This window comes from Sphaerisporangium sp. TRM90804, assembly GCF_029846175.1.
Taxonomy (GTDB): domain Bacteria; phylum Actinomycetota; class Actinomycetes; order Streptosporangiales; family Streptosporangiaceae; genus Sphaerisporangium.
Genome location: NZ_JARWAC010000007.1, coordinates 360,787 through 386,945, shown reverse-complemented (window position 1 = coordinate 386,945; position 26,159 = coordinate 360,787). Strand labels below are relative to the sequence as shown.

General features: G+C 72.1%; 25 protein-coding genes and 1 tRNA gene. 4 read left to right on the top strand and 22 right to left on the bottom strand.

Annotation, left to right across the window (positions count from 1 at the left end):
- Positions 1-223 precede the first annotated feature (223 nt).
- The gene (locus tag PYR91_RS09205; protein ID WP_279778945.1) at positions 224-454 is read left to right on the top strand and encodes a hypothetical protein; all 231 of its coding nucleotides are present in this window, start codon (positions 224-226) and stop codon (positions 452-454) included.
- A gap of 27 nt (positions 455-481) precedes the next feature.
- Here PYR91_RS09205 and PYR91_RS09200 read toward each other — a convergent pair whose 3' ends face one another.
- The 6 genes from PYR91_RS09200 to PYR91_RS09175 all read right to left on the bottom strand — a co-directional run bounded on the left by PYR91_RS09200 (position 482) and on the right by PYR91_RS09175 (position 5,044).
- A complete protein-coding gene (locus PYR91_RS09200) occupies positions 482-1,051 on the bottom strand; it encodes a methyltransferase domain-containing protein (protein ID WP_279778943.1) in 570 nt (189 codons plus the stop codon).
- A gap of 312 nt (positions 1,052-1,363) precedes the next feature.
- Positions 1,364-1,870, bottom strand: coding sequence for a hypothetical protein (locus PYR91_RS09195; RefSeq protein ID WP_279778942.1), 507 nt, complete (start codon positions 1,868-1,870; stop codon positions 1,364-1,366).
- Entirely contained in the window at positions 1,867-3,159 is a 1,293-nt protein-coding gene (locus PYR91_RS09190; RefSeq protein ID WP_279778941.1) for a molybdopterin-dependent oxidoreductase, read from the bottom strand. The genes PYR91_RS09195 and PYR91_RS09190 overlap by 4 nt, the downstream gene beginning before the upstream one ends.
- An 11-nt stretch (positions 3,160-3,170) precedes the next feature.
- Positions 3,171-3,707, bottom strand: a complete 537-nt coding sequence (locus tag PYR91_RS09185) for a YetF domain-containing protein (RefSeq protein ID WP_279778940.1) — start codon at positions 3,705-3,707, stop codon at positions 3,171-3,173.
- Positions 3,708-3,719: 12 nt separating this feature from the next.
- A complete protein-coding gene (locus PYR91_RS09180) occupies positions 3,720-4,400 on the bottom strand; it encodes a TIGR04282 family arsenosugar biosynthesis glycosyltransferase (protein ID WP_279778939.1) in 681 nt (226 codons plus the stop codon).
- Positions 4,397-5,044 carry a glycosyltransferase family 2 protein gene (locus PYR91_RS09175; RefSeq protein WP_279778938.1) on the bottom strand — a complete coding sequence of 216 codons (648 nt, stop codon included), beginning with the start codon at positions 5,042-5,044 and terminating at the stop codon, positions 4,397-4,399. Before PYR91_RS09175 ends, PYR91_RS09180 begins: the two co-directional genes overlap by 4 nt.
- Positions 5,045-5,261: 217 nt before the next feature.
- On the opposite strand from PYR91_RS09175, the gene PYR91_RS09170 reads away from it, so the two are divergent.
- Positions 5,262-6,590 (top strand): hypothetical protein, encoded by a 1,329-nt coding sequence (locus PYR91_RS09170; protein WP_279778937.1) that lies wholly within the window; start codon positions 5,262-5,264, stop codon positions 6,588-6,590.
- A 112-nt stretch (positions 6,591-6,702) separates the two neighbouring features.
- Here PYR91_RS09170 and PYR91_RS09165 read toward each other — a convergent pair whose 3' ends face one another.
- Positions 6,703-7,689: an NAD-dependent epimerase/dehydratase family protein gene (locus tag PYR91_RS09165; protein WP_279778936.1), complete on the bottom strand. Its 987-nt coding sequence runs from the start codon at positions 7,687-7,689 to the stop codon at positions 6,703-6,705.
- A gap of 266 nt (positions 7,690-7,955) precedes the next feature.
- Between PYR91_RS09165 and PYR91_RS09160 the strand changes: the two genes are divergently transcribed.
- Positions 7,956-8,132: a hypothetical protein gene (locus PYR91_RS09160; RefSeq protein ID WP_279778935.1), complete on the top strand. Its 177-nt coding sequence runs from the start codon at positions 7,956-7,958 to the stop codon at positions 8,130-8,132.
- A 30-nt stretch (positions 8,133-8,162) separates the two neighbouring features.
- Here the strand turns inward: PYR91_RS09160 and PYR91_RS09155 are convergent, their stop codons facing one another.
- From PYR91_RS09155 to PYR91_RS09095, 13 genes are all read right to left on the bottom strand, one after another.
- Positions 8,163-9,782 carry a helix-turn-helix domain-containing protein gene (locus PYR91_RS09155; RefSeq protein WP_279778934.1) on the bottom strand — a complete coding sequence of 540 codons (1,620 nt, stop codon included), beginning with the start codon at positions 9,780-9,782 and terminating at the stop codon, positions 8,163-8,165.
- A gap of 23 nt (positions 9,783-9,805) precedes the next feature.
- Positions 9,806-10,930, bottom strand: a complete 1,125-nt coding sequence (menC, locus tag PYR91_RS09150) for an o-succinylbenzoate synthase (RefSeq protein WP_279778933.1) — start codon at positions 10,928-10,930, stop codon at positions 9,806-9,808.
- Positions 10,927-11,709 carry a GNAT family N-acetyltransferase gene (locus tag PYR91_RS09145; RefSeq protein WP_279778932.1) on the bottom strand — a complete coding sequence of 261 codons (783 nt, stop codon included), beginning with the start codon at positions 11,707-11,709 and terminating at the stop codon, positions 10,927-10,929. The genes menC and PYR91_RS09145 overlap by 4 nt, the downstream gene beginning before the upstream one ends.
- 2 nt (positions 11,710-11,711) lie before the next feature.
- Positions 11,712-13,091: a serine hydrolase gene (locus tag PYR91_RS09140; protein WP_279778930.1), complete on the bottom strand. Its 1,380-nt coding sequence runs from the start codon at positions 13,089-13,091 to the stop codon at positions 11,712-11,714.
- A complete protein-coding gene (locus tag PYR91_RS09135; protein WP_279778929.1) occupies positions 13,088-13,819 on the bottom strand; it encodes an ATP-binding cassette domain-containing protein in 732 nt (243 codons plus the stop codon). The genes PYR91_RS09140 and PYR91_RS09135 overlap by 4 nt, the downstream gene beginning before the upstream one ends.
- A complete protein-coding gene (locus tag PYR91_RS09130) occupies positions 13,816-15,621 on the bottom strand; it encodes a dipeptide/oligopeptide/nickel ABC transporter permease/ATP-binding protein (RefSeq protein WP_279778928.1) in 1,806 nt (601 codons plus the stop codon). The genes PYR91_RS09135 and PYR91_RS09130 overlap by 4 nt, the downstream gene beginning before the upstream one ends.
- A complete protein-coding gene (locus tag PYR91_RS09125) occupies positions 15,621-16,583 on the bottom strand; it encodes an ABC transporter permease (RefSeq protein ID WP_279778927.1) in 963 nt (320 codons plus the stop codon). The genes PYR91_RS09130 and PYR91_RS09125 overlap by 1 nt, the downstream gene beginning before the upstream one ends.
- 2 nt (positions 16,584-16,585) lie before the next feature.
- Positions 16,586-18,172, bottom strand: a complete 1,587-nt coding sequence (locus PYR91_RS09120) for an ABC transporter substrate-binding protein (protein ID WP_279778926.1) — start codon at positions 18,170-18,172, stop codon at positions 16,586-16,588.
- Positions 18,169-19,548: a serine hydrolase gene (locus PYR91_RS09115; RefSeq protein ID WP_279778924.1), complete on the bottom strand. Its 1,380-nt coding sequence runs from the start codon at positions 19,546-19,548 to the stop codon at positions 18,169-18,171. Before PYR91_RS09115 ends, PYR91_RS09120 begins: the two co-directional genes overlap by 4 nt.
- A 157-nt stretch (positions 19,549-19,705) precedes the next feature.
- Positions 19,706-20,668 carry a membrane dipeptidase gene (locus tag PYR91_RS09110; RefSeq protein ID WP_279778923.1) on the bottom strand — a complete coding sequence of 321 codons (963 nt, stop codon included), beginning with the start codon at positions 20,666-20,668 and terminating at the stop codon, positions 19,706-19,708.
- Positions 20,669-20,808: 140 nt separating this feature from the next.
- Positions 20,809-21,822, bottom strand: coding sequence for a zinc-binding dehydrogenase (locus PYR91_RS09105; RefSeq protein WP_279778922.1), 1,014 nt, complete (start codon positions 21,820-21,822; stop codon positions 20,809-20,811).
- Positions 21,823-21,869: 47 nt separating this feature from the next.
- Entirely contained in the window at positions 21,870-22,229 is a 360-nt protein-coding gene (locus PYR91_RS09100; protein WP_279778921.1) for a MerR family transcriptional regulator, read from the bottom strand.
- Between the two features lie 529 nt (positions 22,230-22,758).
- Positions 22,759-23,592, bottom strand: coding sequence for an aldo/keto reductase (locus tag PYR91_RS09095; protein WP_279778920.1), 834 nt, complete (start codon positions 23,590-23,592; stop codon positions 22,759-22,761).
- Between the two features lie 80 nt (positions 23,593-23,672).
- Between PYR91_RS09095 and PYR91_RS09090 the strand changes: the two genes are divergently transcribed.
- On the top strand, positions 23,673-24,542 hold the full coding sequence (locus PYR91_RS09090; RefSeq protein ID WP_279778918.1) for a Gfo/Idh/MocA family oxidoreductase: 870 nt from the start codon (positions 23,673-23,675) through the stop codon (positions 24,540-24,542).
- 71 nt (positions 24,543-24,613) lie between these two features.
- Here the strand turns inward: PYR91_RS09090 and PYR91_RS09085 are convergent.
- Both PYR91_RS09085 and PYR91_RS09080 read right to left on the bottom strand, forming a co-directional pair.
- Positions 24,614-24,687, bottom strand: a tRNA-Ile gene (locus PYR91_RS09085).
- A gap of 152 nt (positions 24,688-24,839) precedes the next feature.
- The gene (locus tag PYR91_RS09080; protein ID WP_279778917.1) at positions 24,840-26,132 is read right to left on the bottom strand and encodes a DUF3566 domain-containing protein; all 1,293 of its coding nucleotides are present in this window, start codon (positions 26,130-26,132) and stop codon (positions 24,840-24,842) included.
- Between the last annotated feature and the right edge of the window lie 27 nt (positions 26,133-26,159).

Sequence of the window (26,159 nt, the reverse complement as noted above, 5' to 3'; positions counted from 1 at the left end):
TCGTCGCGGCCCGCGCGGCGGGCTCGGGGTGAATGTTTCAGGTCCCGCGCGCGCCGCCCCGCCCATCGGCCGTCGTCAGGTGCCGTCCCCTCCGGCGAAGGAGCCGGAGCCGTGTTCAGCGCAGCATCCCCGGTGTCATAGTGCGAGGACGGCTCACCTAAGCGTGAGCCGGTCAGCGGACTGTCCGCTACACCTCCCCGCGCGAGCCCCTTGGAGGAATGGGATGCGCAAACTCCGGGCCCTACTCGTCTCCGCCGCCCTGGCCACCGGCGTGCTGCTGTCCATGACCGCCGCCCCCGCCCAGGCCGAAAGCATCCGTTACGCCTACTACCTGCAGTCCGACTGCTACAACGGCGGCAATCTGGGCATCCAGTGGGGCTGGTGGACGTCCTTCCGCTGCTCCACCGAGTATCCCGGCGGCGGCACCTCGTCGTTCTGGTTCCTCTACGCCTGAACCGAAGCCCCTCTCGCGACACCGGCGTCAGCTCAGGCTAGCGAACCATCGCCCGGCCTCCCGCCGGCACTCGACGGCGGTGAATCCGCAGGGCCGGGCGAGCGAGCGGATGTCGTCGACGGAGACGGTGGCCCAGGCGAACCAGTCGCCGGTCCGTTCGTCGCGGCGCAGCCGCAGGCGTTCCACCCCGCTCGGCGAGCCGGGCGGGGAGAGCTCGGCGATCACCGTCCCGCCCGGCCTGACCAGCTCCCGCAGACGCCGCAACAGGGCCTTCGGGTCGCCGCCGATGCCGATGTTGCCGTCGGCCAGCAACGCCGTGGACCACCGGCCGGTAGAGGGAAGCGGGTCGAAGACGCTTCTGTGCAGGGCCAGGCCGCCGGCGCGCCGTGTCAGGCTGACGGCCAGCGGACTGATGTCGATGCCCAGCACCGGGACTCCCATCCGGGTGAGCGCCACGGTCAGCCTGCCGGGCCCCGAGCCGACGTCGAGGGTCGGCCCGTCGCACCGGGCGAGGATGTGCTCGTCCCCCTCGATGGGCCGCAGCCAGGACGCGGCGGCGAGTGGCCGGACGCGGCCGTCGGAGGATTCGATGGTCACGCGTCCTCCCCTCAGAGAGTCTTCGTAGAGGGCACCGATCATGCGGCTTTCCCGCTTTCCGGGAAAACGCCGAAATATCCCTCGATTCGCGGCAGATTTCGTCCGGAGCCTTCATGGCCACAATGGGGCTTCAAGGAGTTAAAGCGACAAACAACGATCATGCAGCGACGTTACCGCCGACAGGCGCCGTGAACTCTTACGAACCGGTGACGCGCACCCCCTGTTCACGCCGCCACGCGGCAATGCGTCGAAAGCACGGAGTTTTCGGGTTCGCGGCGCGAGAACACGGCGAGGCGACGCGGCCGCCCGGGCTCACCGGGACGTCCGCCGGGCGGCGCGGAGCCGCAGCGCGTACAGCAGGCCCGAGGCGGCGAAGAACAGCACGGTCACCAGCAGCCATCGCCCGAGGTACGGGATGGTGCTCAGCCCCGTCGCCTCCCGGTACTCGTGCTCCGAGGCGCGCAGGATGACCGGAAACCAGACGAGCAGCAGCAGGCCCGACAGCGCGGCCGGCACTCGCACGAAGTTGACCGGCGGCGGCCACCGGCCGGCGGGCGGTGTCCCGGGTGGCGGCGCCGGCGGCCGCGACCGTGACTGGACGGCGGTGTCGGCGAAGGAGTAGAGCGGGAGCAGCACCAGGTCGTGGAGGATCACGGCGCCGACGAACCACAGCAGGAACCCCACCCATATCCCGGCGGCGAGCACCCGGGTGGCGGCGTACCCGGCCACCGCCAGGCACACGGCCAGCGTGAGCAGGTGCCCCGGTCCGGCGCCGTACGTGGTCGCCCACCGGCGCGCCCAGCGCTCGCGGCGGGTCACGAGAACGACCGGAAGTCGAGTTCGCGCACCCACTTGGTGTTGTGCACACCGGGGGCGCCGGGCACGATGATCCGGGCCGGGAAGCCGTGGTCCAGCGACAGGTCGGCGCCGTTCACCCGCAGGGCCAGCATCGAGCGCGGGTCGGCCACCTGACGGGCGCTCAGCGACGCGTGGCTGAACACACCGCCGCGCTGAAGCGACCGGACGAAGACACCGGTCCCGTCCTCGGCCCCGGCGAGCCGGGCCAGGTCGGCCAGCCGTACACCGGTCCACTCCTGCTCGGTGGACCAGCCCTCCACGCAGGCGATCGGCAGCCGGTGGGTGTGCGACGGCAGGGCCAGCAGGTCAGCGCGCGACAGCCGCACGGGACGCGGCCCGGTCAGGGCCAGCCGCCAGCCGGGACCTGTCTCGGCCGCACCGATCCCCAGGCTGGCGGCGGTCTTGTTCACCTGGAAGTCGTTCGGGCCCGGACCGTACGTGCGGCCGTGCGGGGCCAGCAGCGCGGTGCCGCGCAGCGGCCCGTCGAGGGTCTGGCCGACGGACAGGCCGAACACCGTCAGCGAACCGCCGCCGACGAAGGCCAGCGCGCCGCGCCGGGACATGGTGGGCGCCGCCGGGGCGACCGGCACCAGCCCGTCCGGGTCGGGCGGTTCCGGGCGGGTGTCGCGCAGGCCGGTGCGCAGCTCCTGGCGGAACCCGCGGGACCGCAGCGCGGTGATCACCCGGGGCAGTTTGAGTACGACGTGTGCCGCGAGCGCGGCCAGGAAGATCCAGGCGCCGTACAGGTGCGCCGGATAGAAGGAGAACGGGAAGACGTAGAACAGCTGGATGTTCAGGATGCCGGTGACGAACTGGAAGACCGCCCCGCCGACCAGGAGCAGCAGGCTGGCCCGCTCCAGCAGCTGGGCGGGAGAACGGGCGGGCGGCCAGCTGAACAGCCTGGGGATCACCGACCACAGCTTGGCGAGCAGCACCGGCACCAGGGTCAGCCCGAGGATGACGTGTACTCCCTGGTTGAGCCGGTACAGCCAGACCGGATCGGTCGGCCAGTCGAAGAGGTAGAAGCCCAGCAGCCCTCTCTCCGGGGTGATGTCGTTGCCGGGCAGCCGCGGATTGTAGGCGGCATAGGAGAGCAGGCCCGTGAGGGCCATGATCGAAATCCCCACCAGCAGCACCAGGCCGAACACCGACGTCAGCCACGGCCCTCGCAGCGGGCTGCGCCAGAACTCCGGGCGGAACGGGCCCGGTGGCCGCTCGTCCCCTCGCAGCCAGGCCCTCACGCGCCGCATTCCCCCGCCCTTCAACGGCGTGGCCGAAGGCCGGTGCCACCGCCGCCGGGTGGAGGCGGGGCGGACGGAGGGGCGGGCAGGATGGAGACGGCGCCTTTCGTCTCGAAGATCGCGAGATGGATGCCGGCCGGGCCGTGGTGGCCGTGCTGGTGGAGCACGGCGTCGAGGTCGGCATCGGTGAGTCCGCAACGGCGCAGGGCGCGCCGGTCGACGTCCCCGTCGTGGATCAGAATCCGCAGCGGCGGGTCGACCAGACGGCTGACGCCCGGCAGGAACCGCAGCCTGGTGATGGCCGCGTGCGCGGCGAGCAGGGCCAGCAGCGCGGCGGCGCCGGTCAGCCAGGAGGCGTCGGTCGCGGTGGCGGTGCGTCCCACGATGGCGCCGACCGCGACCGCGGCGACCCAGTCGAACGGGGCGAACTCCGCCATGGTCCGGCGTTCGGTGAGCCGGAACGCCACCACGGCGGTGAGGAACAACGTCGTCGCCTTGACCGCGGCGTAGACGGCGCGATGCCAGTCACCGATCAGGGCGTCGCCGAAGCTGTTCACGACCGCTCGCCCTCAACCGGTGTCGGCGGCGACCGGCATCGCCGCGCCGCTTCGGGGGACTTCCGCCCTGATCGCCGCCAGAGCCGCGGCGAAGCGGGATCCGGGCGCTCGGGACGCGACGTGGAAGGCGTCGGCGGCGGTGTCGACGTCCGCCAGCTCCGGCAGGTGGGCGACGTCCAGCCCCGCCTCGTGCAGGCGTCGCAGTTGGGCGGCGCCGGTGGAGGGCCGTGACATCGCCACGCCGAGCAGCAGGGAGGGGTCCGGGCGGCGCAGCCCGAGCAGCCAGAAGCCCCCGTCCGCCGCCGGTCCGTAGACCGCGTCGTGCGAGGCCAGCAGGGTGACGGCGGTGTTCAGCAGCCCCGGGGTGACCTGGGGCGTGTCCATGCCGATCAGGATCACCGGCAGCGGACGCAGCCGGTGGGCCTCCTCGAAGGCGGCCGCCAGACGCTGGTCGAGGCCGTCGCCGCGCTGGGGGATCACCGTGAAGCCGTACGGCAGCCAGGACCCCGGGCGCCCGTCGAGCGCGAGCACCCGCCGGTCGACCGGTGTCGCGGCCACGGCGTGCAGCGTGTCCCGCAGGGCGGCCGCCGCCAGGTGAGCGGCCTGGGCGGGGGTGAACGGCGGGGTCAGGCGGGTCTTCACCCGCCCGGCCACCGGCTCCTTGGCGATCACCACGATCTGCGCGGCGCTCATGTCGTCTCCCCCATGACGCGGCGCATGTCGGCGATCGCCCGGAGGGTGCCGCGCACGGTGCCGGTCACCTTGGAGCGTCCCACGCGCGGCAGGTAGTCGACCTCGGCCTCGGTGATCCGCCAGCCGGCGGCGTCCGCGCGCAGCACCATCTCCAGCGGGTAGCCGAACCGGCGGTCGGCCAGGCCCAGCTCGACCAGCTCCGCGCGTCTACAGGCGCGCATCGGGCCCAGGTCGCGCAGCGGGGCGCCGATGCGGCGCCGCAGGCGCGCGGCCAGCACGGCGTTGGCGACCCGCGCGTGCACCGGCCCGGCGTGAGGCGCCCGACGCCCGAGGACGAGGTCGCTCTCGCCCGCCAGGACCGGGCCGGCCACCCGGGGCAGCTGGCCAGGGTCGAGCGACGCGTCGGCGTCCATGAAACACACGACCTCGGCGTCCGAGGCCAGCAGCCCGGCGTGGCAGGCGGCGCCGAACCCGCGTCGCGGCTCGCTCACCACCAGCGCGCCGTGCTCGGCGGCGACACGGGCCGAGCCGTCGGTGGAGCCGTTGTCGACCACGATCGGGCGATAGCCACGCGGCATCCGGTCGAGCACCCAGGAGAGCGCGGCCTCCTCGTCCAGACATGGCAACACCACGTCGATCTTCATGACTTCGAGGCTAGGCCAGGAAGCGCCGATCACCTCTTACAAAGTGGTGACGCGTATCCGGCGTGTGGCCGGTTCGGCTCTACCTTGGGAACGCGGTCCACGACTCGGGGCAGCGAATCAAAGGGAGAGGGAACACTTTTTGCCTAGTTCCTCACCGGAGGTTCCCGACATTTCACCACCGCCCGATTCCACGGTCATGGCGCGGGGCCTTCCAACCGTGAACTCCACCCGTGACGGCAGGACGGCACGCGCGCTCTGGATCTGGGCGTCGTTGATCGCCGTGTCCTTCGCGACCGGCGCGATCCTGCACGCGCTCGGCGTGCTCACCATCGACCACCTGCCGCCGCTGCACGGGCACTTCCGCGTGCTGACCCTCACGCTGCTGCCCGCCGTCGCGTTCGGAGGCGCCGCCGTCCTGTTCCTGCCCGTCCTCACGGCGCGGCTGGGGTTCGGCGGCGCCCTGCTCGTGTCGTACGGCTGCGCGCTGGCCTGGACGGTCCTGCTGTCCGTCTCCGCCGACGGGCCGGCCGCCCCGATGACCCACCCGCAGGAGTATCCGGCGGTGCTGCCCCTGGTCGGCGACGACCCGCTGGGCTGGCTGGCCACCTTCACCCGGCACCTGCCGGACTATCCCACCCACGTGCGCGGCCACCCGCCGCTGCCCGTCCTGGTGCTCTGGTCGCTGGCCGCGCTCGGGCCGTCCGGGCCGCTGTGGGCGTCGCTGCTGATCGTCGCGACCGGCTGCTCGGCCACCATGGCGATCGCGCTGACCGTGCGGGAGCTGGGCGGGGAGCGGGCGGCCCGCCGGGCGCTGCCGTACCTGGCGCTGACCCCGGCCTCGGTCTGGATCGCCACCAGCATGGACGCCTTCTTCGCCGGGGTGGGCGCGTGGGGGGTGGCACTCCTGGTCCTCGGCGGACGCGGCGGGACCGGGCGAAGGGCCCGCCGGGGGTACGGCGCCCGAGTGCCGCGCGGCGGACGCGGCCGGACCGCGCGAAGGCTCTGCTGGGGTCTGGGGGCCGGGGTGCTGCTCGGCTCGCTGCCGTACCTGAGCTACGGCCTGGTCCCCTACCTGCTCATCCCCGTGGCCGCGGCGGTCGCCGCCCGGGTGCCGCGCGAGGCCGTGCTCGCGGCCTTGGCCGGTGCCGCGACGGTGACCGCCGCCTTCGCCGCCGCGGGCTTCCTGTGGCCCGCCGGGGTGCTGGCCACCCATGCCGAGTGGGCGGCCGACCCCGGAGCCGCCCGGCCCTACCTGTACTTCCTGTTCGCCAACCTTGGAGTGCTGGCCATGCTCACCGGCCCGGCCACCGCCGTGGGCCTGGCGCGGCTGGGCCCCGGCGGGTCGCGCGTCCTGGTGGCCGCCGCCCTGGTGGCGGTGCTCGCGCTGGACGTCAGCGGCGTGACGCGGGGCGAAGTGGAACGCATCTGGGTGCCCTACGCCTTGTGGATCGGCCTGGCCGCCAGTCAGGCACCCGGCAGACGGTGGCTGGCCGCCCAGGTCGTGATGGGATCGCTCCTGCAGGGCCTGGTCGTCTCGCCGTGGTGAGCCGCCCCGCGGCACGCCTTCGACACCGCCACGTCATCGCGGGCGCGGTCATCGCGGCGCGTCATCGCAGGCGCGTCCCGGACGCGTCATCCCAGGTGCGTCTTCGGGCGCGTCATCCCAGCGGGGCGGTGGCGAACTCCGTCATCCCCTCCGCGAAGGAGACCTCCGCGGCGAACCCCAGCTCGCCGCGGGCACGCTCCGGCGAGGCCACGACATGGCGTACGTCCCCCAGCCGGTAGTCGCCGGTCACCACCGGCGCGGGCCCGCCGCGCCCCCCGGCGAGGGCGGCCGCCATCTCGCCCACGGTGTGCGGCTCGCCGCTGGCGATGTTGTAGGCGGTCAGCGAGCCCGGTTCCCCGCGCCCCAGCGCGGCCAGGTTCGCCCTGGCGACGTCCCGCACGTGGACGAAGTCGCGGCGCTGGCCGCCGTCCTCGAAGACGCGTGGCGCGCGCCCCGCCTCCAGCGCCGACCGGAAGATGGCCGCCACCCCCGCGTACGGGGTGTCCCGGGGCATCCGCGGGCCGTACACGTTGTGATAGCGCAGCGCGACGGCGGTGCCGCCGGTCTCGCGCGCCCAGTTCGCCGCCAGGTGCTCCTGGGCGAGCTTCGTGGTGGCGTAGGCGTTGCGGGGATCCATCGGCGCGTACTCGTCGATGACGGCCCACGTCACCGGGGCGCCGCATCGGGGGCAGCGCGGGTCGAAGGCCCCCCGGTCCAGATCCTCGGCCGCCCGCGGCCCCGGCCGCACCCGGCCGTGGCCGGCGCAGTCGTAGGCGCCCTCCCCGTACACCACCATCGACGAGGCCAGCACCAGCCTCGCCACGCCGTGACGGGCCATCGCGGCCAGCAGCACGGCGGTGCCGTACACGTTCACCGACGCGTAGTCGGGCAGGTCGGCCACGTCCACACCGAGCCCGACCTTGGCCGCCTGGTGCACCACGGCGTCCACCCGGCCCAGCGGCCCGTCCAGCGCCGCGTCGTCCCGCACGTCGGTGCCGGTGCGCAGGTCGAAGCCGATCACGTCGTGGCCGGCGGCCTGGAGCGCTTCGGCCACATGGCTTCCGATGAACCCGGCCGCGCCGGTGAGCAGGATCTTCACCCGCCCGAGGGTACGACGCGACACCGCCGCCACGGCGGTTCCGCACCCAGACGTTCGCAAGCCGTAAGAGCTCCGCGCCGATGCGGCGGCGTCTCCTCCGGGGAGCCGGGGGAGCGTCGTCGGCCGGCCGCCTCAGGTGATCGTCGGGTCCCCCGAGTCTGTCGGTTCCCGCCGGTACTCTCCCCTCGGCTCACTCACCTCGGGTCCCTTCTGGTGACTCGAGGTCTGAGGGGTTCGGGCGGGCAAGACGGCGAGGAGGGCACGGCGTGAGCGATCTCGTACTGCGTGCGATGACCAAGGACGACCTTCCGGCGTTCTACCGGCATCAACTGGACCCCGAGGCCAACCGGATGGCGGCCTTCACCGTCTACGGCGAGGACAGCGGCTTCTCCAACGCGCGCGGCGAGATCGTCGAGGAGTTCCTGCTCAAGCTCACCTCGTAGCCACCGGTCACCGGTCACCGGTCGGCACCGTCAGCGGGGAGCCAGGATACGCAGTTGCAGCATCGCCGCGAACCGCTGCTCCGGGTCGGTCAGGTCGATCTCGCCGACCTCGGCGACGCGTTTGAGCCGGTAGCGCAGGGTGTTCGGGTGGATGAAGAGGTTGCCTGCGGCCTTGCCGACGTCGCCGAGGGCGTCCAGCCAGGCCTCCAGCGATTCGATGAGCCCCGCGTTGTTGCGTTCGTCGTACTCCATCAGGCGGGCGATCGCGCCGCCGGGCCGCTCGTCGCGGGAGGCGGCCAGGTCGCGCAGCTCCAGGAGCAGGGCGAGCGTCTGGACGTCGTCGAGCTGGGCCACCCGCAGGCTGGTGTGGCCTTCGCGCATCACCCGCAGCACGCGGTCGGCCTGGGCCTTCCCGTGGACGATGCCGCTGATGTCCGATCCGGCCGGGGCGACCGCCACGATCGCGTGCAGGTTGCCGTCCACCCGGTCGACGAAGTCGGCGGCCAGCCGGGCGGCCCGCTGTTCGGGGCTGCCCGAGGTCACGACCACAGGCAGCAGGCCGTAGACCGTGCCGCTGACGGCTGCCACCGCGCTGGACGGCACCGTCGCCGACAGGTGGACCGACAGCACGTCCCCGAGTCGTTCGAGGTCGGTGTGCGTGTGGTCGTCCCCGGCCAGCAGGCCCGCGCCGACGATGACGAGACGGCGGGCCGACAGGCCGAGGCGGGCGAGCGCGTCCCGTGCCCCGGTGCCGCCTTCCAGAACCGTGGCGATCAGGTCGGTGCGCAGTCTCCGCTGGACGTCGGCGCTGGCCCGCAGCCGCAGCAGGTGCAGCGCGACCAGCTTGGAGGCGTCGAGCAGGGCCTGGGTGCGTTCGGCGTCGACCTCGCCGTCCATGGCGGCCCAGATCGAGCCGAGGACCTCATCGCCGGCGCGGACCGCGATGGCGACGCGTTGCACCGTCATGGCGTCGTCGGGCCCCAGGTCCTGGGGCCTGACGACGACCGGGGCCTGGTGGCGGTACAGGTCGCGGAAGACGCCCAGCTCGGTCAGCCGGGCGGCGTACCGCTCGGGCACCTGGCGACCGATGACGGTCTCCACCCGGGAGGAGTCGGCCTCGTCCTGGCGGCCGGAGAAGGCGAGGACACGGGAGCTGCGGTCCTCGATGGTGATGGGGGCGTCGAGCAGGGCGGACACGGCGTTGGCCACCGCGAACAGGTCGCCGGACGGGAGACCGCCGAGCGACTCGTGGCCGGTGACCCCGATGTCGTCTTCGGCGAGCAGCACGCGGATGAGGGCGGTGAGCTGCGCCCACGTGGCGCCTCGGCGCAGGCCGATCAGGGCCACGCCGCTCTCCTGGACCGCCGCCCGCACCTGCGGGGTCAGCGCGACCGGGGCCCTGACCACCAGACCCACCGTGTCGTGGGCACCGAGCGAGCGCAGCAGCGGGACCAGGGCGCCGGCGTCCGGGACGACCCCGACGCCCAGAACCAGCGAGCGCGGTGCGAGCACGGGTTCGTCGAGGGGGTCGAAGATGACGAGGGCGCTGATGCCCTCCGGGTGGCCGACGTCACCGGCGACGAGTTCGAGAAGGGTGGAGCCCAGGTCGTCGAGCACCCGGCCGAGGCTGGCACGCGGTCGCTGACTCACGCCCGGCAGTATAGACGCGCACGTCAGAGACCGATCCACTCCGTCGACGTGGTCACCCTCTCCAGCAGCTCGGGGATGGGGGCGACACCCAGGCCGGGGCCGGTGGGCACCGCGACGTGGCCGTCCACCAGGACGACGGGCTCGGTGATGTCCGTGCGGTAGAAGCGGTCCGAGGCCGAGACGTCGCCGGGCAGCGTGAAGCCGGGCAGGGCGGCCAGGGCGATGTTCGCCGCGCGGCCGAGGCCCGTCTCCACCATGCCGCCGCACCAGACCGCGATCCCGTGGGCGGCGGCCAGGTCGTGGATCTTCCTGGCCTCCAGGTATCCGCCGACCCTGCCGGGCTTGATGTTGATGATCTGGCACGCCCCGAGCGTGATCGCCGCGGCGGCGGTCTGCGCGGACACGACGGACTCGTCGAGACAGATCGGCGTCGCCAGTCGCCGCGCCAGCGCGGCGTGCCCGAGGACGTCCTCCTCCTCCAGCGGCTGCTCGATCAGGAGCAGGTCGAACGCGTCGAGCTTGGCCAGGTGGTTCGCGTCGCGGAGGGTGTAGGCGGTGTTGGCGTCGACCTGAAGGAGCACCTCGGCGCCGAAACGTTCGCGGACGGCGGCCACCGGGGCCAGGTCCCAGCCCGGTTCGATCTTCAGTTTGATACGGGCGTACCCCTCGTCCAGATAGCCCTGGACGGCGGACAGCAACGCGGGGATCGAGTCGTGGATGCCGACCGACACGCCGCTGGGGACGCGGTCGGCGACGGCGCCGAGCTCGCGGCCGAACGAACGGCCGAGCGCGCGCAGTTCCGCGTCGAGGATCGCCATCTCCACCGCGGCCTTGGCCATGCGGTGCCCCTTGAACGCGCGCAGCAGGCCCGCGACGGCGGCGGCGCCCGAACGCGCGATCGCGGCCGTCCCCTCGGGCGAGGCCAGTCTCGGCAGCAGGAAGCGGCGCAGCACGTCCTGCTGCGAGTCGACGTACTCGGCCGAATAGAGCGGATCGGCCAGCGCGACGCATTCGCCCCAGCCTTCGGCGTCGTCGGTCACCGCCTTGACCAGCAGGATGTCACGCTCGGTCTGGGTGCCGAACGAGGTGCGGAACGGCGACACGAGCGGCATCGAGACACGGCGCAGTTCGACTCCGCGCAGTTTCATGAGTTCTCCAGGTCGACGAGGTAACCGAGGTCGCGGTCGAAGTCGACGACGCGACCTCCGGCGGCCATCAGCGGTGCCAGTTCGTCGCGGAGCCGGCGGCGCCAGGCCACGGCGGCGGCCGCGTCGCCGGCGCGCAGGGCCTCGATGTCGGCCGGAGCCGCGACCCGGCGGCTCGACGGGCCGCGGGCCGGGCGCTCGAACGGCGTCCCCGAGCAGGCGGCGACGACCCTCGGGGACAGCAGGCTCCAGCGCACCACCAGGCGGTCGGTCTCGTCGGCGCCGTTGACGGCGTCGTGCATCGCGCCGTAGAAGTTCGTGAGGTACTCCACCGGGAGCGCCCCCAGCCTGACGATGTTGAAGTGGGCGTTGCGGCTCACCAGCGGGTCGAAGGTCCACTCGATCGTGGGGATGTCGCGGGTGAGGGCCCAGGCGCGCTGATGCAGCTTGAGCGCCGTGCCGACACCGCGGCCCGAAAGGCCGGGCGCGACCCCGGCGACGTGACTGTGCAGGGTGCGGGCCGCCGGTTCCTCGTGGAAGCCGATGCAGACGCCGACGAGCCGGCCTCCGTCGTAGGCGCCGGCGACGTAGTTGCCCGCCCTGGTCAGGGCCCGGAGGAACTCCACCGTGATCAGCGGGCGGCCCCAGATCTCCGTGAGCAGCTCGATCATGGCGTGGGCTTCTGGCAGGTCCCGGAGTTCCCTGATCGTCACGCCCGCCTTCCGGGCCCGTTCGCCCGCGTTCTGCGCCGCCAGGTCGAGCGTCTTGATGCTGAGAGGCATGGTCAGCCGAGCCTCTTCGGGGTCGCGCGGGCGCCGAAGTGGACGTAGTCCTCACCGGTGGGCAGCGAGTAGAAGGTCACCGGCATCCACGACTCCATGCCGTCGGGCTGCACGGCGTACATGGCCGGCTCGACCGGGGTCATCTCGTACGTCTGTACGGGGTCGGCCTCCAGCTCGGCCAGCGGGCCCGTCGCCGTGACGCGCACGGTCGGCTTGCCGTCCTCGTCGAACACCTCCATGCGGATCGACTCGCGCTCGTACGTGCCGGCGTACGGGGTCAGATCGCTGGTGACCGGCTCGGCCGGGGGCTCGAACGGCTCGGGCAGCCGCACCCCGGTGAGCTCGGAGAAGATCTCCTCGTAGAGGTCGACGTAGAGGTCGTGGGTGTTGCCGCCGTTGGTGTTGAGCGCCACCGCGACACCGGCCTCCGGCAGCACGCGCAGGAACGCCGCCTGGCCGATGGTGTTGCCGTCGTGGCCGTAGGCCCGGTGGCCGTGCCAGTCGCAGCGGAACCAGCCCAGCCCCCACGAGTCCCCGAGCAGGCGCTTCTCGGGGCAGTCGGTCTGGTACGCCGACATCGCCGCGGTGCTCTCCTGCGACAGGACGCGGGTGCCGTCGGAGGCGATCCCGCCGAGCAGGTGCATCCGGGCGAAGGCGAGCACGTCGGTGACGGTCGCCGTGATCAGCCCGGCCGGGCCGACCGCGCGGGGCAGCGCCCACACCGGCGCGACCACGGGTTCGTCGCCGCCCTTGACGTGGCCCATCGCGTGGGCGAAGACCATCGCCTCCTCGGGCAGGGTCGTGGTGTGGGTCAGCCCGAGCGGCGCGAAGAGCTTCTCCTTGATCGCCTGGTCCCAGGTCAGGCCGGTGACGACCTCGATGACGCGGCCGAGCACGGAGTAGCCCGCGTTGCAGTACGACCAGGTGGCGCCGATCGGGTGGTTCAGCGGGGAGTCGGCCAGCAGGGCGACGTACTTCTCCAGGGCGTCGTCGCCCCGCCCGGTGTCGGTGAACAGGTCGCCGTCGATGCCGCTGGTGTGGGTCAGCAGGTGCCAGACGGTGACGGCTGCGGTGGTCTGCGGGTCGCGCAGCCGGAACTCCGGCAGGATCTCGGTGATCGGGGAGTGCAGGGTGAAGGCGCCCTCGTCGACGAGGCGCATGATGACGGTCGCGGTCCACACCTTGGAGATCGAGCCGATCTGCCAGACGGAGTCGGTGGTGGCGGGCTGGCCGGTGCCGGCGTGCAGCACCCCGGTGGCGAGGGTGAACAGTTCTTCCTCCTCGCCCATTCGCAGGATGCCGAGCTGGGCGCCGGGGATGCCGTGCTTGGCGACGAGTTCGTCGAGGCGGTCCTGCCAGTGGGCCTGGTCGATGGCGGTCACTTCTGCTCCTTCAGGGAAACGGCGGCGAGGAGATGGCGGGTGTACTCGTGCTGTGGCGCGCCGAGCACCCGTGCGGTGGGGCCGTGTTCGACGATCCGCCCGGCGTGCAGCACCGCCACGTGGTCGGCGACGTACCGGACGACGGCCAGGTTGTGGGAGATGAACAACATGGACAGGCCCAGGTCGCGGCGCATGTCCCGGATGAGGTTGAGCACGGCGCCCTGCACGGACACGTCCAGCGCGGAGGTGATCTCGTCGGCGAGGATCACCCGCGGCCGGGCGGCGAGCGCGCGGGCCAGCGCGACCCGCTGACGCTGCCCGCCGGAGAGCCTTCCCGGGATGTCCGCGGCCCGGGCCGCGTCGAGGTGGACCAGGGCGAGCAGCCGGGTGATCTCCGCCTGCCTGGCCTTCTTGCCGAGACGCTCCGGCATGGCCTCCGCGATGCTCTCCCCCACGGTCATGCGGGGGTCGAGGGAGGAGTAGGGATCCTGGAAGACCATCTGCACCGGGCGGCGGCCCCGGTTCGGGACCGGCCTGCCGTCGAGCAGGATGCGCCCGCCGGTCACTGGCGCCAGGCCGACGGCGGCCCGCGCCAGGGTCGACTTCCCGCAGCCCGACTCGCCGACCAGGCCGACGGTCTGACCCGCCGCCACCTCCAGGCTGACGTCGTCCAGCACGGTGTGCGCGCCATACCGAACGGAGACCTCTTGGAAGCTGAGCACGCTCACCGGCCGACCTCCGCGCTCTTGTGGCACGCCACGCCGGCCACGAGCGCGGGCGCGACCGCCCGGCAGTGGTCGTCGGCGAACGGGCAGCGGGGCGCGAAGGCGCACCCGGACGGCACCTGCGTGGGGTCGACGGGCAACCCGGGGATGACGGCGAGCGGCCGGTTCAGATCGGTCTCCATGTCCGGCACGGCCGCGACGAGCGCCCGCGTGTACGGATGCCGCGCGAGCGTGCGCAGGTCCTTGGCGGGCAGTTCCTCCACGACCCGACCCGCGTACATGACCAGCACCCGGTCGCACACGTCCGTCACGACCGTGACGTCGTGGCTGATGAGCAGCAGGGCGGCACCGGTGTCGCGGCGCACCTCGGCGAGCAGTTCCAGGACCTGCCGCTGGACGGTGACGTCGAGTGCGGTGGTCGGCTCGTCGGCGATGATGAGCCGGGGGTCTCCCATGAGACCCATGCCGATCATCGCCCGCTGCCGCATGCCGCCGGAGAACTCGAAAGGGTACTGCCGCGCGCGCCGTCCGGGCTCGCCGATCCGCACGGCGCGCAACCGGTCGACCGCCCTGGCGAAGGCCGCCTTCCGGCTCATTCCCTGGTGGAAGCGGCTCACCTCGGCCAGTTGCGGCCCGACCCGGTGCGCCGGGTTGAAGGACGTCATGGGGTCCTGGAACACGACCGCCAGCGAGGTGCCCAGGCGCCGATGCGCTCCGGCGGCCATGAGGTCCTCTCCCGCGACGACCAGGTGATTCGCGTCGACGCGTATCGGCGGTTCCAGGAGCCCGGCCACCGCCAGCGCCGTCACCGACTTGCCCGAGCCGGACTCGCCGACCACCCCCACGGCCTCGCCGTCCCCGACGGTGAACGTGACCCCCCGCACCGCGTGGATCGGGCCGGCCGGTCCGGGGATCGTCACCCGCAGGCCGTCCACGGACAGGCTCGTGCCCGCGACCGGAGCCGTGCGGGCCGCCGGTTCGCGGGCCGCTTCGAGAGGGCGTGTCCTGCCGGGCGCCGCCGCGAAGGCCTCACCGGTGAGGTTGAACGCGAGCCCGGCGAGCACGACGGCGATGCCGGGGCCGAGCGCGGCGAGCGGGTGGACGTAGATGCCGTTGAGCCCGTCCTGCATGAGCTTGCCCCAGTCGTAGGACGGCGCCTGCACGCCCAGTCCCAGGAAGGAGAGCCCCGCGAAGGTGAGCAGCACGCCACCGGCCGCCATCGTCGCGTTCACGATGAGCGGCTCGGCGATGTTCGGCAGCACGTGCCGCAGCAGCACCCGCACCCTGCTCACCCCGGCGATGCGCGCCGCCGCGACGTAGTCCCGCTCGGAGACGGCGGCGACCAGCGTGTGACACAACCGGGCGAACGCCGGCGCCCCGGCCAGGCCCACCGCGAGCGCGGCCCCCCGGGCGCCGACGCCGAAGACGACGGCGAAGAAGAGCACGAGCAGCAGGCCCGGGAAGGCCACCAGCACGTTGACGGCCGAGGTGATGAGGCGGCCCAGCCGCCGCCCGACCAGCATCGGCGCGGCCCCGAGGGCGATGCCCAGCACCAGGCTGATCGCCGTGGCCGCCAGTGCCAGCAGGATCGAGAGCCGGGCGGCCACCATCACCCGGGCGAACAGGTCACGGCCGAGGTTGTCGGTGCCGATCCAGTGCTCGGCCGACGGTCCCGCCAGCAGGTCGCCGGTGTCGACGACCGTGGCCCGCTCACCCCAAAGGACGGGTCCGAACGCGGCGACGAACAGAACCAGGGCCAGCAGCCCCAGCCCGGCGACGCCGACGGGCCTCCGCAATGCCCGCATCAGCTCTCTCCGATCGCCGAACGGGGGTCGAGCAGCGCGAGCACCACGTCGACGAGGGTGTTGATCAGCAGGACGCCGACGCCGTAGACCAGGACGGTGCCCTGGACCAGCGGATAGTCCTTCGCGACGATCGAGGCGACGATCGAGGAGCCGAGCCCAGGCCAGGCGAACACGTTCTCCACCAGCACCGTCCCGGCCACCAGCGAGCTCAGCAGCAGCCCCCCGATCGTCAGGCTCGCCGTCACCGCGTTCGGCAGCGCGTGCACGACGTGCACCCGCAGCGGGGTGAGCCGCTTGGCCCGCGCGGTGCGGACGTAGTCGGCCTCCATCACCGCCAGCATCTCCACCCGGACGATGCGCGACAGCACCGCGGCCGGGCCGATCGCCAGCGCGAGCACCGGCAGCACGTAGGAGTCGGGCCCGTCGAGTCCCGCCACCGGGAACACGTGCGTCTGCACCGCCAGCAGGTAGACGAGCCCGACGCCCAGCAGGAAGTCGGGGATCGCGCCGACCACGACGCTGGTGCCGGTGAACGCCAGCTCCGCGCGCCGTCCTCGCCCGCGGCGGGTGAGCACCGCCATCACCACGCCGATGGGCACCGCGACGGCCACCGAGAGCAGGAACGCGGCCACGGCGAGCTGGGCCGTGGCGGGCAGCCGGTGGGCGATCGTCTCGCCCACCGGGAGCCGGCTGGAGATCGACACCCCCAGATCCCCGCTCAGCAGGCGGCTCAGGAAGTCGGCGTACTGCCGCCAGAGCGGGTCCAGCAGGCCGAGCTCCTGTTTGTGCGCCAGCACCAGGTCCGCCGGGGCGGTCGGGCCGAGCGCCGCGCGCACCGGGTCGCCCGGGACCAGGTGGATCATCAGGAACGAGGCGGTCACGAGCACCCAGAGCGACCCCAGCAGCCGCCCCGCGCGCCGGAGCGCGAAGCGCGGCCACCGGCCGCCTGTCGGGTTCCTCATCCTTAACCGAGCATCCGGATGCTGGTGGGGACGATGTTGCCGATGACGGACAGCTCCGCGCCCTTGAGGAAGATGGGGATGACGTTGTTGGCGAACGGCACCAGGTCCGCGGAGCGGTAGAGCGCCTGCTCGGCGGCGAACCAGTCCTTGCACCCGTCGGCGCCGGTGACGCCCATGGCCTTGGTGGCGGCGGCGAGGTAGTCGGCGTTGTCGATCGAGGCGAAGTTGGTGCCCTTCGGCGCGGCCGGGCCGGACACGAACGGCATGATCTGGTCGGGAGTGCTGACGTTGACGGGCGCCCAGGCGACGTCCCAGTCGCCGGTGCCGAACAGCGCGCCGGAGAGCTGGGTCTGGTTCTGCTGGGTGGCCTTGACGTCGACGCCGATCGCCTTCCAGGCCGCCGCGGCCAGCTCGGCGGCGGCTCCTCCGCCGGTGCCGAGCGAGTTGTCGTAGATGAAGGAGACCGAGAGCGGCTTGCCGTCCTTGGCGCGCACGCCGTCCGCGCCCTTCGTCCAGCCGGCGGCGTCCAGGGTGGCCCCGGCGGCGGCGGCGTCGAAGGCCGGCAGGTGGCCGGTGACGGCGTCGCCGGCGCAGCCGGTCGGCTCCAGCGTGGCGAGCTGGGTCGCGGCGGCGCCCTTGCCGGAGGTGAGGGCGACCTGGAGCTGCTTGAGGTCGAGCGCCTGGGTCAGCGCCATCCGCACGGCCGGATCGGAGGTGGGGTGACCCTTGGCGTGGTTGTACCACTGCTGGCCGATCATCGCCTGCGTGCCGACGGACTTCAGTCCCGCCCCAGAGAGGCGGCCGGCGTCGGAGCCGGTGATCTGGACCGCGTTGACCGTGCTCCCGAGCAGCTCGTTGGCGGCGGTGGTCTCGTTGGCGACGATCTTGACGACCACCTTGGCCGGCATTCCCTTCTCGGCCGTGGTGGCGCCGCCGGGGCCCCAGGTGTAGCCCTCGCGCAGCTGGTAGGTGTAGCGGTTGGACGGAACGGCCTCGGTGAGCACGTAGGGCCCGGTTCCGTTCGTCTTGGCCTTCAGGCTCGCCCGGTCCTTCATGCCGGCGTCGCACACCATCGGCAGGTTGGAGAACGAGTTCAGCACGAACGGCGCGGGCGCGGCCAGCTTGACGGTGACCTTCGAGCCCGACGCGGAGGCGGTGGCGCCGGCCGGGATGAACACGCCCAGGAACGGGCTCTTGTTCTTCGGGTCCTCCACGTAGGCGATGTTGTCGACCACCGTCTGCGCCGTGAACGGGGCACCGTCGGCGCAGGTGACGCCGCTCTTGATGTCGAAGGTGAGGGTGGTGCCGTCGACGGTCCACGCGCCGGCCAGTTGCGGCAGGATCGTGCCGTCCTCGGCGACGGCCACCAGGTTGTCGTAGGCGAACTGCGTCATGCCGAACAGGGCGCTCACCGCCGAACCCTGCGGGTCGAGCGCGCCCGGGTCCGCCGGGATGTCCAGGGTGAAGGTCTTGCCCTGGGCTGCTTCACCGCCGCCACCGGCGCCGCCGCCGTCACCGCCGCAGCCCGCCAGGCCGATCGGAGCGATCAGGGCGAGGGCCGCGAGGGCCCTCGTGCGTAGGGCACTCATACGGTTCCTTTTCTGGTACGGGCGACCACACGGCCGTAGTGGACGTATTTCGCGAGGCCCGTCTCGTCGCGCCCGATGAAGGCGAAGACGGGATGGATGCCGCGGAACGGCTCGGCGGAGATCAGTGAGTCGCCGTCGAAGTGCACCAGCCGGATACGCAGGGGCTTCTCGCCGATCTCCGCGATGACGCCCTTGGGCACCCGGTCGAGCCAGATGACGCCGTCGGCGTCCTGGCCGACGGTGATCTCGGTGATCGTGTCGGCGTACCGGCCCAGGTAGGGCGCCGGGTCGATCGCCTCCGGCTCGGCCGGCGGCATCGGGCGCCCCGGCAGCGTGACTCCGGTGAGCTCCTTGAGCAGGTGCGCCAGCACGTCTTCGAAGATCCCGAAGACGTCGCCGCCGTTGGTCAGCAGCGCGATCGCCACACCGTGGTCCGGCACGACCCGCAGGAAGGCCGCCTGGCCGACGGTCCCGCCGTCGTGCCCGACGACGGCGTGGCCGTCGTGCTCGGCCATCTCCCAGCCCAGCCCCCACGATTCGCCCATGCCGCTGAGCCGGGGCAGCTTCACCTGCGGTTGCCACATGGCCGCCACCGTGCCCGGTTCGAGCACGCCGGAGCCGCCCGCCAGATGCATCGCGACGAAGCCGAGCAGGTCGCGCGCGGTCATCGCGAGCATCGAGCCGGCGGGCGCGTTCGACCTGGCCAGCGCCCAGAAGGGGGCGGGCACCGGCGCGCCGCCCTCGCCCAGCACGTGCCCGACGGCGGCCCGATGCATGATCGCCTCGTACGGGCTCGGCGAGACGTGCGTGAGGCCGAGCGGCGCGGCGAGCCGCCCGACCAGCACCTCGTCGAACGGCTTGCCGCGCAGCACCTCGACCAGGCGGCCGAGCACCACGAACCCGGTGTTGTTGTACGAGAACACCTCTCCCGGCTCGAAGAGCTGCGGGATGTCGCGGATCGAGGCGAGGTACCGCTCGACGGCGTCCGCGCCCCGGCCGGTGTCGGTGAAGACGTCGCCCTCGAAGCCCGCGACGTGGCAGAGCAACTGGCGGGTGGTGATCGCCGCGGACGCGGCCGCGTCGCCGACCGTGAAGTCGGGCAGGTAGGTGCGCAGGGGCGCGTCCAGGTCGACCAGACCGTCGTCGACGAGCTGCATCACCAGAGCGCTGGTCCACAGCTTGGTGATCGACCCGATCTGGAAGACCGAGTCGGTGGTCGCCTCGACCCCGGTGGCCGTGCTGAGCACCCCGGCGGCGGCGGTGACCACCCGGCCCTCGGCCAGCACGGCGACCGAGGCGCCCGGCACTTCGCGCCGGGCCACGACCTCGGCGAAGTGCTCGTCAAGCCAGTCCTGCACGCTTTCCGGCGACATCATGTGCTGAGGCTAGATCGTGTTCCAGCCGCCGTACTCAGCCGATCGCACAGCCCGAACCGGTCGCGTTTGTGCGATTGGCCAACCACTCACTTCCAGACCGAGCCGCCCCCACCGGAGGTGGCAAGCCCTTGATCGCGGTTGCGCGATCGGCGACCACTCACTTCCAGACCTGGGCCGCCACCCGCCGGAAGTTGCCGCCCAGGATGCCGCGCACCGCCTCCTCCGGATAACCGCGCCCCACCAGCTCACGCTCGACCAGCAGCGTCGTCTCCGGCTCGACGAACTGGATCACGCCCCAGCGGGTGTACTCCTCGGGGAAGAGCTCGGGGTTGTCCTCCAACTCCGCCATCACGTCCTCGGCGTCGAAGGAGTAGTCGCTGCCGATGCCGACGTGCTCGGGCCCCACCAGTTCGACGGCGTAGTCGATGTGGGCGACGAAGGCGTCCAGGGTCGCGGTGTTGGGCCCCAGGAAGATGCCCACGCCGGGGATGCCGATGACGCCGCCGGTCGCGGCGCACTCGCGGGCCTGCTCGTCGGTGATGTTGCGGGCGTGGTCCCACAACCCGCGCATCGCCGAGTGCGAGTAGATCATCGGCTGCTCGGAGGCCTCCGAGAGATCCAGCCCGGTACGGGTGCCGCAGTGCGACCCGTCGACCAGCATGCCGACCTCGTTCATGCGCCGCACCAGCTCCCGGCCGTAGGCCGTCAGCCCCGTGTCGACGGCGTCGAGACAGCCGCCCCCGGCGGCGTTGCCGTTGTTGTAGCTCGGCAGCAGCGACTTCACACCCAGGTCGTAGAAGGTCCGCACCATGTCGAGGTCGCCCGCCAGCGGACCCGAGTCCTCCAGGTCGAACGCCACCACGATCCGGTCGTCCGGTACCGCCGCGTCGATCTCCTTGACGGTCGTGGCGAGCTCCAGGTCGGGGTGGGCCTCGATCGCGCGGGTGAAGTGGTCGATGTAGGAGAGCGAATCCTCACGAGAATGCGGCGCATAGCCGACGTTGACGCACACATAGGCCCCGCCGGGCCGGCGGTACCGCAGAATGTCGCCGACCTCGGCGTCAAGGCTGAGGGGCAGGCAGGCGTGCTGTTCCCAGAACGCACGTCGAGCTGTAGTCATGCGCCCATCCTGCTGCGCGCAGCCACCGCGCCGGCACTCGGCGGGCCCGCTCAGGCCCCGGGACGCCGCCCCCTCCCTCGTGAAGACGGGCTCTTTCCGCCGGTGGGCGCTGCTCGGTTCGAGCGCCGCGCCTCCGCCTTCTAGCGCCTCGGGTCGAGGGCGTGCTTGCCGCGGGTCACACCTGCCTCGAGCTCTCGAAGGACCCTCGGGCCCTCGCCGAGGGGATGCACCTGAGGGGTACCGGGCGCGTAGACGCCCCGCGCGATGAGCCGCTCGATCTCGTCGATCAGCCCCTGGTAGACGGAGGGCGACGCCTTCGCCAACGCGCCGATGTGGAGTCCCTTGACCTGCACCGGGTGGGTGAAGATCAGGTCATGGGTCGTCAGGACGGCGTCCCCGGAAGCGGCGCCGAAGACGACGACTCGGCCGGTGATGGGCTTGGTCACCGACAGGCTGGCCTCGAAGGTGGCCTTGCCGACCGACTCGAGCACCACGTCGACACCGCCGGTCCGGCGCAGGATCTCCTCGGCCAGATCGCCGCGGGAGGGATCGAGAACCACGTCGACGCCGAGCGCCCTGACGTCGTCGTGTTTCGCCGGCGACGCGGTGGCGATGATCTGGGCCCCATAGTGACGGGCGAGGCGGACGGCGGCCTGTCCCACGCCCCCCGCGGCGGCCTGGATGAGCACCACCTCACCCTCCTTGAGTTCGCCCAGCGGCCGCAGCGCCGCCAGGGCCGTCGCCCAGTTCAGCACCATGCCCAGGGCCGCGGCGTCGCTCCACCCCGGCGGAACCGGCAGGACGCCCGCGGCCGGCATCAGCATGTACTCGGCGAAAGCGCCGGAGCCGGCTCCGATGACATGGGTTCCGGCCGGCAGCGGCCCGTCGACCCCGGCACCGGCGGCGACGATCTCGCCGGCCGCCTCGAACCCGGCCACGTAGGGAGGTCGCGGCCCGCCGCCGTAGGTTCCACGGGTCTGCATCACGTCCGCGAAGTTGACCCCCGCCGCACCCACACGGACCACGTAGTCACCCGGCCCAGGACTGACGGGACGCGGATGGTCGGCCACCAGGGTCAGGTCGTTCGGGCCGCCGTACGAAGGCTGCACCAGGGCACGCATCGTCCCAGCGGGTGTCACGTTCTCGATGTCCATTCCCGGAACGTACGAGACTCACGCCGACGTCAAGGTCAAGTCGTTCGCTACGACTGGTGTGAACTCTCGTCCAGGAACACGTCGAGCGCCGACCGTCGAGCGGTGAGCGCGGCGATGCGGGCATCGAGTCGATCGCGATAGCGCCGGACCTCGGCCAGGAACTCCTCGCACAGCTGATCGCGGCCTGTGGCCTCGCCTGTGACGTGGGGCAGCACGTCCCTGATCAGTCGCACGGACAGCCCCGAGTCCAGCAGCGAGCGAATGACGATCACCCGGTCGACGGTGAAGCCGCAGTAGTCGCGGTACCCGTTGCCGCACCGGCCCGGGACGATGAGCCCTTCGTCCTCGTAGAACCGCAGCGCCCTGGCGCTGACACCACTGGTCCTGGCCGCCTCACCGATCCTCACGCCCAGTCCCAACCCACGAGGAAGTCGCGCTCTTCCCGCCCCATCCCGGCGCCGACAGGCCGAGCTCGCCGCGGCACTGAGGACGACGCGGGAGGCGGCGCCGGAAAGGTGATCTCCCGACTTCCTCCCGCACCTCGTCCACCTCGACCTGCGCCAGCAGTCTGCGCGAACTGCCCGACAGTCTCGGCACCCTACCCCGGCTGGAGAAACTCGACCTGCGATGGACCAAGCTGGATCGACCCCCCGACTGGATCACGACGCTCCGCCATCAGGGCTGCGCGGTCTTGCTGTAGCGACTTCCTGAACGGCCCGAAGTTCGCCCGTCGATCACCGGCGCCCACCAGCCCTCTCGATGATCACAACGACAGCGAGGCGGCGACGCTGGACGGCCGATCGGAGCCGCAGGATTGGATCAGCGAGTGACGTGGTCGTGAGGCACGCGAATGACGCTCGGGTGTCCCTCACGATCAGGGCCCGGACATCTAACCGGGCCGGTAGTGGAAGATCAAGGTGGCCACCCGCACCGTGTTCACAGCATTTCGAGCGGCTTTTTGCTCAGCGGTGGCGGGAACGCCCCGTCCAGAAGCGTGAAGTCGTCCTCGGTGAGACGCAGGGCGAGGGCCGCGTGGTCCTGCTGGACGTGCTCCCGCGTTCCCGCCTTGGGAATTGCGACGACACCATCATTGCGCAGCACCCACGCGAGGGCCACCTGAGCCGCAGTCGCCTCATGCCGCTCCGCCACGAAGCGGAGCGTGGGATGGGTGAGCATCCGGCCCTGCTCGATGGGCGAGTAAGCCATGATCGGTATGCTCCGTTCGTGGCACCAGGACATCAGGTCGTACTCGATGCCGCGCCGCATGAGGTTGTAGAGCACCTGGTCGGTCTGTACGGCCTGCCCACCGGGAACAGTCATCATCTCCTCCATGTCTGGGACGTCGAAGTTGCTCACGCCCCAGCTCCGGATGAGCCCCCGGCTCATTAGCTCCTCGAAGGCCCCCACGGTCACCTCCAGCGGCGCGGGGCCCCGCCAGTGCAGCAGGTAGAGGTCGAGCCGGTCGGTCCCGAGGCGGCGCAGGCTGCCCTCGCAGGCGGCGATCGTGTCACTGAACGTGGCATGCTGCGGCAGGACTTTGCTGACCAGGAAGACCTCGTCCCGGTGGCCGGCGATTGCCTCGCCGACGAGTTGTTCCGCCCTGCCGTCGCCGTACATCTCGGCGGTGTCGATCAGCGTCATTCCCAGTTGCAGACCTTGGCGCAGCGCCGCGATCTCCTCCCTCCGGAGCGAGGGGACCTCACCCATATGCCAGGTCCCCATGCCGAGAACCACGATCTCGTCACCGGACGGAAGCTTGGTCATGCGCATGGCGGACCTCCCTAAAGCCCGACTCTCCGTATCAGGCCATGCCTTCCGAACTGCGAAGTCGGGTGTTTACAGTCGATGCTATGACAGTCACCATCGGTCTTGCCGGGACGGGGCGCCGGGCCACCGAGGTCCACGCTCCAGCCATCGCCTCGTGCCGGGGAGTCCGGTTCGCCGGGGTGTGGGCGCGCTCTCCGATGGCCACCCGCGCTCTCGCGAACAAGTACGGCGTGCCAGTGTTCGACCACTTCAGCGAGATGCTCAACCACTGCGACGCGGTCGTCTTCGCCGTTCCTCCCGCCGTACAAGAAGACGTCGCCGCCGTGGCCGCGCGCCGGGGCAAGGCGGTGCTGCTGGAGAGGCCCATCGCGAGCGACCTCGCCGGGGCCGAGGACCTGGCGGTGGCCGCCGAGCGCAGCGTCTCGCAGGTCGCGCTGACATGGCGCTATGCCTCGGCGGTCCGTGATTTCCTGACCACCGAGGTTCCGCGGACGTCCCCCAAAGGGGGCAGCGGCCGGGTCGTCACCCCGGCACCGGTCGGCGCGAGCCCTTGGGTGCGCGAACTCAGCGTCCTGCGGAATCTGGGATCCGATCTCGTGGACCTCCTCGACGCGGCCCTGGGCAGGGTGGTCGGCGTGCGCGCCCACGGCGATCCGGACGGCTGGTTCGGACTGATGCTGGAGCACCGGATCGGCCGTCACAGCGAGGCGTCGATGTACGTATCGCCGGAGGGGGGCGCCAGGCGCGCCGAGGTCGAGGTCTTCGGTCCGGGCGGCTCCGCCGCGATCGACTGCGTGGCGGCGGTCGGCCTTGACGCGATCAACAAGATGTACCGGGAGTTCGTGGCGGCGGTCCAGGAAGACACCTCGCACGAGCTGGACGTGCGCCACGGCCTGCGCCTGCAGCAGGTGATCGAGGCCGCAGAGACCGATCTGGTCGTCGGCGAGTCGTGAACGAGGCCCTCTTAGTCGCCCGGAAGAACAAAAAGGCCACTTCCCTTGCGGGAAATGGCCTCTGAGCTGTGTGGGGCTACCAGGACTTGAACCTGGGACCTCTTCCTTATCAGGGAAGCGCTCTAACCGTCTGAGCTATAGCCCCGCTTTGCGGTGCAGGAAGACTATCGTGTCCGCGGGGCGGAGGCGAATCGTCTGCCTGGCTGGGGAAAGCTTACCGTGCTTCGCGGCCGGGTGGGTCGGCCGGGAGGGGCCGCCGGGCTCCTGTGGTGGGGAACCCGGCGGGGGCCCGGGTGGTTATTCGGCCTCGCTGAAGGTGACCTCCACGCCGCCGACCACTTCGGCTGCGAGGTTGTAGATCACGGCGCCCAGGGTGCACATGGCGGTGATCAGAACGACGTTGACCGCGCCGATCAGGGCCGTGTAGCCGAGGATGAGGCCGGGCTCGAACCAGGACTGGATGTCGAGGCCGCTGCTCGTGTTGCCGTCGGGGACGGTGAGCTGGGTCACGGTGCTGACGATCGAGTCGAAGACACCGAGGGCCGACAGCACGCCGTACAGGACGGCCACGGCCACGAACAGCATCAGGAAGCAGACCACGGAGACGACGAAGCTGAACTTCATCGCCGACCAGGGCTCGATCCTGCGCAGGACGAGGTGCGCCTTGCGCGGGGCCTTGGCCGGGGCCGCCTTGTCGCGCTGGCCGGTGCGGGCGGTGGTGGGGGCGTCGGGCGTCGCCAGCGCCGACACCGTGCCGAGGCCGCCCGCGCGGGAGTTGGCGCCGGAGAGCCGCTGGCCGCCCTCGCCCCTCTCGCCCAGGCCGCCGAGGGCTCCCCCGCCGGGGGCGGTGGTGCCGCCGGGAGACGTGGTGCCGCCCGGGGCGGTGGCGCCGAGAACGCCGGTGCTCTCGGTGGCGCCGGCCGAGGCGGAGGACCCGCCGGGACGGCCGGGCCCGCCCGAGCCCGGAGCGCCGGGGCGCCCCGTGCCGGAACCGCTCGCGCTTCCCCGGCCCCCGGGGCCACCGGTGCTTCCCGGCGCCCCTGGGCCGCTCGTGCTCCCGGGGCCGCCGGTGCGGGTGCCGGACGCGCTCGACGTGCCCGAGGCGGAGCCGGACGTGCCCGCTCCGAAACCCGACGTTCCGCTGGAACCCGACGTTCCCGCCCCGGGGCCGGACGTGCCGGAGCCGGGACGCGACGAGGTGCCGGTGCGCGCGGAGGCCGCCGGCCCCGAGGGCGTGGACGACGTGGTGGACGACGTGCCGGACGACGCCGGCGTGGGCCTGGCGCCGGAGGCGGGCGTCCTGCCGGACGGCGTCACGCGGGACGTGCCGGTCGTGCCCGACGGGCCAGAAGGCTTCGAGGCGGGCCTGGTGGGGCCGCCGCCCGGCGTGTCGGACGGCGACCAGGAGCCGTCGGGGACCGAGGAGGAGCGGATGCGCAGCGTGGCGTCCCCGCTCTCGGTGCCCTCGGCGGTGGTGTCGTCCTCGGACACGACGACCACGCGGTCGTCGGCCTGGTCGGCGGGACGGGCCTCGGCGGCGTCGGTCTTCTCGACGTTCTCGGTGACCTGGTTGCGTGTCGATGAGTTCACCGAGGAGGCCGGACGGCTCCCCTTGGG

Excerpts from the sequence above, each read along its gene's own strand:
- PYR91_RS09105 (WP_279778922.1), bottom strand. The coding sequence starts at position 21,822 with ATGGACATCGAGAACGTGACACCCGCTGGGACGATGCGTGCCCTGGTG.
- PYR91_RS09145 (WP_279778932.1), bottom strand. The coding sequence starts at position 11,709 with ATGCCTCTCAGCATCAAGACGCTCGACCTGGCGGCGCAGAACGCGGGC.
- PYR91_RS09110 (WP_279778923.1), bottom strand. The coding sequence starts at position 20,668 with ATGACTACAGCTCGACGTGCGTTCTGGGAACAGCACGCCTGCCTGCCC.
- PYR91_RS09180 (WP_279778939.1), bottom strand. The coding sequence starts at position 4,400 with ATGAGCGCCGCGCAGATCGTGGTGATCGCCAAGGAGCCGGTGGCCGGG.
- PYR91_RS09090 (WP_279778918.1), top strand. The coding sequence starts at position 23,673 with ATGACAGTCACCATCGGTCTTGCCGGGACGGGGCGCCGGGCCACCGAG.
- PYR91_RS09115 (WP_279778924.1), bottom strand. The coding sequence starts at position 19,548 with ATGATGTCGCCGGAAAGCGTGCAGGACTGGCTTGACGAGCACTTCGCC.
- PYR91_RS09205 (WP_279778945.1), top strand. The coding sequence starts at position 224 with ATGCGCAAACTCCGGGCCCTACTCGTCTCCGCCGCCCTGGCCACCGGC.
- PYR91_RS09120 (WP_279778926.1), bottom strand. The coding sequence starts at position 18,172 with ATGAGTGCCCTACGCACGAGGGCCCTCGCGGCCCTCGCCCTGATCGCT.
- PYR91_RS09190 (WP_279778941.1), bottom strand. The coding sequence starts at position 3,159 with ATGCGGCGCGTGAGGGCCTGGCTGCGAGGGGACGAGCGGCCACCGGGC.
- PYR91_RS09125 (WP_279778927.1), bottom strand. The coding sequence starts at position 16,583 with ATGAGGAACCCGACAGGCGGCCGGTGGCCGCGCTTCGCGCTCCGGCGC.
- PYR91_RS09175 (WP_279778938.1), bottom strand. The coding sequence starts at position 5,044 with ATGAAGATCGACGTGGTGTTGCCATGTCTGGACGAGGAGGCCGCGCTC.
- PYR91_RS09130 (WP_279778928.1), bottom strand. The coding sequence starts at position 15,621 with ATGCGGGCATTGCGGAGGCCCGTCGGCGTCGCCGGGCTGGGGCTGCTG.
- PYR91_RS09095 (WP_279778920.1), bottom strand. The coding sequence starts at position 23,592 with ATGCGCATGACCAAGCTTCCGTCCGGTGACGAGATCGTGGTTCTCGGC.
- menC (WP_279778933.1), bottom strand. The coding sequence starts at position 10,930 with ATGAAACTGCGCGGAGTCGAACTGCGCCGTGTCTCGATGCCGCTCGTG.